The organism is Anaerobiospirillum succiniciproducens DSM 6400, assembly GCF_000482845.1.
In the GTDB taxonomy this organism is placed as follows: Bacteria; Pseudomonadota; Gammaproteobacteria; order Enterobacterales; family Succinivibrionaceae; genus Anaerobiospirillum; species Anaerobiospirillum succiniciproducens.
This window is the reverse complement of the sequence record NZ_AXWV01000125.1, coordinates 1-2,982: the sequence shown is the minus strand read 5'-3', so window position 1 is coordinate 2,982 and position 2,982 is coordinate 1. Positions and strand designations below refer to the sequence as shown.

Here is a 2,982-nt window from a genome sequence, read left to right as displayed (position 1 = left end):
TTTAATAAATGAGGCTCCCGTGGCTCCTAAATGGAGATACAAACTCGATGAGTTAGATGTTTAATTTTTAATTACCGTATTTATGAAACGTACTAATAGTTATGCAAGACAAAAGTTGTAATTGTAAATCAATTCATATGTACATCAATTGTTACTCTGTTGATATGTTAGATGTATAAAGCCGTGTATACAAAGATAATATCAGGCTTATTTATGGTAGTGAATAGAATATGCTTATGAGGCATTTAATTATAATCTAGAAAACATGTGAATATATTAATTCACAAAACTAATAAGCAAATAAATAGCTTAGGTGTTTTAATAAACGTGCTTAAAATTGATTAAAGGTCTAAATATTAGGTCTAGCAAGTATTAATTTCTTTAGTAATTAACTAAATATTTATAACTCATAGATATTTAGTCAATGCAAAGGCAATGAAAGTAATTTTTGTGATCAACTCTTCATTTCAGTTGTGCTAGCATGGTTGTGTTATAATGCAAGATTGTACTTAGCAACAACAACGGAGCTGTTCATGTCTGCTACACCTTCTTCTGCAAAGTTGATTTTCGTTACTGGCGGCGTAGTTTCCTCCCTTGGTAAGGGCATCGCAGCTGCATCATTAGCAGCTGTTCTGGAGGCTCGTGGTATCAAAGTAACCATGATGAAACTTGATCCATACATCAATGTTGACCCTGGTACTATGAGTCCTATTCAGCATGGTGAAGTGTTTGTTACCGAGGATGGTGCAGAGACCGACCTTGATTTAGGTCACTATGAGCGCTTTATTCGTACAAAGATGTCTCATCGCAATAACTTCACTACTGGTCGTATCTACTCAGATGTGATTCGTAAGGAACGTCGTGGCGATTATTTAGGTGCTACTATTCAGGTTATTCCTCATATTACCAATGCAATTAAGGAGAGAATCCTGGCTGGTGCAGAAGGTAACCAGGTCGCTATTGTAGAGATTGGTGGCACTGTAGGTGATATTGAGTCATTACCTTTCTTAGAAGCTATTCGTCAGTTAGCTGTAGAGATTGGACGTGAGAATGCTCTGTTCATGCACCTTACCTTAGTCCCATATCTTGAGACTTCTGGCGAGGTTAAGACTAAGCCAACACAGCATTCTGTCAAAGAGCTGCTATCTATTGGTATTCAACCAGACATCCTTATTTGCCGTTCAGATCGCGTCATTCCTGGTCATGAGCGTCATAAGATTGCAATGTTCTGTAACGTACAGGAGCGTGCAGTTATTTCGCTTAAGGATGTTGATTCCATCTACAAGATTCCAGCCTTATTAAAGAGCCAATACTTAGATCAGTTTATTGTCGATCGCTTTAATATTGAGTGCAAAGAAGCCGATCTTAGCGAGTGGGAGCATGTTCTCTATCAGCAGGCTAATACCGTTGGTGAAGTCACTATTGGTATGGTTGGCAAGTACATTGAGCTCCCAGATGCATATAAGTCAATCAACGAGGCTTTAAAGCACGGTGGTCTTAAGAATCAGTTATCAGTTAACATTCGATATATTGACTCTGAAGATGTTGAATCACGTGGCGAGGAGCTACTGCAGGGTATTGATGCTATCTTAGTTCCAGGTGGATTCGGTTCTCGTGGTGTAGAAGGCAAGATCATTGCAGCACGCTATGCTCGTGAAAACAATATTCCGTACCTCGGCATTTGCTTAGGCATGCAGGTCGCTATCATTGAATATGCTCGTAACGTAGCACATCTTGATAATGCTAATTCTACAGAGTTTAACAAGGATACTCCTTACCCTGTTGTAGGCTTGATTACCGAGTGGATTGATGAGGATGGCAATGTTGAAAAGCGTTCTGATCAATCAGATCTTGGTGGTACTATGCGTTTAGGCGCACAGCTTTGTCACCTTAAGGCTGGCTCAAAGGTTCGCGAGCTTTATGGGAAGGATGACATTGTAGAGCGTCACCGTCATCGTTATGAGGTTAACAATACTCTTATCTCCAAGCTTACTGATTGCGGCTTAAATATCGCAGGTCTATCTACTGACAATAAGCTTGTTGAGATTGTTGAAGTACCTAGCCACCCTTGGTATGTTGGTGTTCAGTTCCATCCAGAGTTTACTTCAAACCCTCGTGAAGGCCATCCATTATTCAAGGGCTTCATTGCTGCAGCTAAGAAGTATCAGGAACAGCATTCATAAGCTAAGTACTACTGTTTTATTTTAAAACTGCAATAAAGGCGCGAAGCTATGCTAGCGCCTTTATTGTATGTACAGAAAATGAGTATTATGCTAGATGCCTATTGAATATACTCTTTTATATGCAGCCGTTAACGTTACGGAGCTTCTATGAGACTCGTTTCGCTAGTTCTTTTTGCTATAGCTTGTTTTCTTGTATATGACATATATTTTGGCCACAATGGAATTCAAAAATATAAAGAAGTTGAAAAGCAATTAGAAAAAGAGCAGTTGTTAACACTACAGCTACAACAAAAAAACCAAGACATTGCAGATCAGATTAATGATCTGATGCAAGGATCTATCGCTGTAGAAGAGCTTGCTAGAAGTGAACTGGGCTTGATAAAACCTAATGAGCGTTTCTATCGTGTTCTTGCTACTGATGAAAAGATTCGCTCAATGAATATTTATTAAAATTAATATTTAATTGCTGTAATTAACACGTGCTCTATGTTAGTAACCAACTTGTCATTTTTTAAAATACTAAATTATAAAAGAGTTGCGCTTTTATTTGCTTGTTTTGCTTCTCTTATTATCGCTTCAAACTTCTTATTACTTGGCTCATATAGCAGGATTTATGGTATTGCCGGGCACAGTATTTAAAGGATGGTGTTTTATATGCCTCCTGCTGTTGATAAAACAATTTTATTGTGAATGTAATTTGTATCTATACGCTAATTCTCAGTCTTTTGGATCAGTATCTTACTATATTTTACATCCGACTTAATATAAATATCAAATTACAGCATAAATAAAGGATTTT

Annotated in this window: 2 protein-coding genes; both read left to right on the top strand. The window is 37.7% G+C overall.

Going from position 1 to position 2,982, the window contains the following annotated elements; genetic code table 11:
• The first annotated feature begins 533 nt into the window (after positions 1 to 533).
• Positions 534 to 2,183 (top strand): CTP synthase, encoded by a 1,650-nt coding sequence (locus H524_RS0111755; RefSeq protein ID WP_027940330.1) that lies wholly within the window; start codon positions 534 to 536, stop codon positions 2,181 to 2,183.
• A gap of 147 nt (positions 2,184 to 2,330) precedes the next feature.
• The gene (locus H524_RS0111750) at positions 2,331 to 2,633 is read left to right on the top strand and encodes a septum formation initiator family protein (protein WP_027940329.1); all 303 of its coding nucleotides are present in this window, start codon (positions 2,331 to 2,333) and stop codon (positions 2,631 to 2,633) included.
• Positions 2,634 to 2,982: the final 349 nt, after the last annotated feature.